This window comes from Rhizobacter sp. P1_G5 (assembly GCF_056405435.1).
The window spans coordinates 1-2,516 of the sequence record NZ_JBFUCB010000772.1 but is presented as its reverse complement, the minus strand read 5'-3'; the positions used below and the strand labels follow the sequence as shown (position 1 = coordinate 2,516).

The 2,516-nt window shown below is 69.3% G+C and carries 4 protein-coding genes; 3 read left to right on the top strand and 1 reads right to left on the bottom strand.

The window, feature by feature from the left end:
- Positions 1 to 178, bottom strand: a 178-nt coding sequence (locus AC1D12_RS30825; protein ID WP_477845017.1) for an exodeoxyribonuclease VII large subunit, incomplete at its 3' end; no start/stop codon positions are given.
- Between the two features lie 444 nt (positions 179 to 622).
- Between AC1D12_RS30825 and AC1D12_RS30820 the strand changes: the two genes are divergently transcribed.
- The 3 genes from AC1D12_RS30820 to lpxK form a co-directional block, all read left to right on the top strand.
- On the top strand, positions 623 to 1,258 hold the full coding sequence (locus AC1D12_RS30820; protein WP_047508839.1) for a MotA/TolQ/ExbB proton channel family protein: 636 nt from the start codon (positions 623 to 625) through the stop codon (positions 1,256 to 1,258).
- Positions 1,259 to 1,270: 12 nt separating this feature from the next.
- Positions 1,271 to 1,699, top strand: coding sequence for an ExbD/TolR family protein (locus AC1D12_RS30815; protein WP_047508951.1), 429 nt, complete (start codon positions 1,271 to 1,273; stop codon positions 1,697 to 1,699).
- Between the two features lie 19 nt (positions 1,700 to 1,718).
- Positions 1,719 to 2,516: tetraacyldisaccharide 4'-kinase (gene lpxK, locus AC1D12_RS30810; RefSeq protein WP_477845016.1), on the top strand; the 798-nt coding region annotated here is incomplete at its 3' end.

Below are 2,516 nucleotides of genomic sequence, written 5' to 3'. Positions count from 1 at the left end.
CGTCCGCATCCTTCAGGCTGAAGTAGCAATGCCCGCTGGCCGCGCGCGAGAAGCCCGACAGCTCGCCCTGCACGACACAGGCGCTGAAGCGCGCGGCCAGCGCGTCCGACACCGCGTTGACCAGCCCCGCGACGCTCCAGACCTGGCGCTCGCCCCGCCCCGCCGAGCGCTCAAACATGTGCAAACCCAGCGTTCATGCGGGTCGAGAACTCCACAAGCCCGCCAATCAAGGGCTGGCGGCACGATTCGGCTGTCATGCCGCATTCACAATCGCCCAAGTCATTGATTTTCAACGTTTTTTTCATGCTTAAAGATTGAGCAATCTGTGGCAGAGCCTGATTTGGCGCGGCTTTGGCGCGTTCGACCCACGGTTGCCCACAAAGTTATCCACAGTTGCGGTGGACTCGGGATGTAGTCGGCCGGCACTACATCAACTCACCGTGTCGGACCGCGGCCGGCAAACATGCGGTTGCCTTGCCGTTGTGCGTGGCGGGCCTGCCTTGGGGTCATAATCGCGCGTCCAAAAAGAGACCGCACGGGACCGCAGGGTCCGGCCGTCGGTCGCGCCGTCGGTCGCAACTCCTGCGCATCGCCGCACCCCATCATTGCTGAGAGGACCGGATTGTTTTCGATCATACAAGCCGCTGGCTGGCCGATCTGGCCCTTGCTCCTGTGTTCCATCATTGCGCTCGCGCTGATCATCGAGCGCCTGTCCAGCCTGCGGGTCGCGCGCATCGCGCCGCCCCGGCTGCTCGATGAAGTGATCTCGGTCACCCGCGCCCACCTGCCGGCCGCCGACGTCGTCAACAAGCTCGCCGACAACTCGCTGCTCGGCCAGGTGCTCGCCACCGGCCTGCGCGCGATCATCGCCGACCCGCGGATCTCGCACGACAACCTGCACGGCGCGTTCGAATCCGCCGGCCGCAGCGCGGTGCACAAGATGGAGCGCTTCCTGAACACGCTGGGCACCATCGCGTCGGCCGCGCCGCTGCTGGGCCTGATGGGCACGGTGATCGGCATGATCGAGATCTTCGGCTCGCAGGCGCCCACCGGCGGCAGCAACCCGGCACTGCTGGCGCACGGCATCTCGGTCGCGCTGTACAACACCGCGTTCGGCCTGATGATCGCGATCCCGTCGCTGATCGCCTACCGCTATTTCCGGGGCCTGATCGATGCGTACACGCTCGAGATGGAGCAAGCCGCCGAGCGCATGGTGCCGCACCTGATGCGCTTCACCGCGGTGCGCAAGGCAGGCTGACGGGCCATGGCGATGAAGTTCCGCAAGCACCACCCCGAAGAACCCGAGATCAACCTGATCCCGTTCATCGACGTGCTGCTGGTCGTCCTGATCTTCCTGATGCTGTCGACCACCTACTCGAAGTTCACCGAGCTGCAGATCAGCCTGCCCGTGGCCGATGCCGACAAGCCGCGCGAGAACAACAAGGAAGTGATCGTCGCGATCTCGGCGGAAGGCCGCTATGCGGTCAACCGCAAGACGCTCGACGGCCGCAGCGTCGAGATGCTGACGGCCGAGCTGCTGTCGGCGTCCGCCGGCGCGAAGGACGCGATCATCATCGTCTCGGCCGATGCGGCGTCGTCGCACCAGTCCGTCATCACGGTGATGGACGCCGCACGCCGCGCGGGGCTCGCGCGGCTGACCTTCGCGGCCCAGAGCTCGCAGGGCGGCGACGGCCGCTGAGCGGCTGCGCGCCGGTCCCGTGTCGCTCTCCCTTCGATTGCAGCGCGCCTGGCTGGCGCGTGGCGCGCTCGCGTGGGCCCTTCGCCCGCTGGCCGGGCTGTACGCGGCCATCGTCGCGCTGCGCGGCTTCGCGTTCCGGGCCGGCTGGCTGCGCATCGAGCGCCTGCCGGTGCCGGTGATCGTCGTCGGCAACCTGATCGCCGGCGGCGCCGGCAAGACACCCACCTGCCTGGCGGTGGTCGAGCTGCTGCGGCAGCACGGCTGGACGCCGGGCATCGTGTCGCGCGGCTACGGCGGCAGCGCCGGTGACACGGTCGTGCTGGTGACGCCCGACACGCCGGCCAGCGCCTGCGGCGACGAACCGCTGCTGATGCAGCGCCGCAGCGGCGCGCCGGTCGCCGTCGGCCGCCGCCGCGTGCAGGCCGGCCGCGCGCTGCTGGCAGCCCATCCCGCGGTCGACGTGATCGTCTGCGATGACGGCCTGCAGCACCGGCAGCTCGCGCGCGATGCGCAGGTCATCGTGTTCGACGAGCGCGGGGCCGGCAACGGCTGGCTGCTGCCGGCCGGGCCATTGCGCGAGCCGATGCCTCCTGCGCTGCCCGCGCGCAGCGTGCTGCTGTACAACGCGCCGATCGCGTCGACGGCGCTGCCGGGTCATGTCGTGCAGCGCGGCCTGCGCCGCTTCACGCCGTTGCAGGCCTGGCTGGAGGGCACGTCCGCCGCTGCCACCGACCTGCGCGGCCGCCGCCTGCTCGCCGCCGCCGGGCTCGCGCATCCGCAGCGCTTCTTCTCGATGCTGCGCGAGGCCGGCCTCGAC

What these genes read in the sequence shown, in the direction of transcription:
- AC1D12_RS30815 (WP_047508951.1), top strand. Translation starts at nt 1,271, where the DNA reads ATGAAGTTCCGCAAGCACCACCCCGAAGAACCCGAGATCAACCTGATC.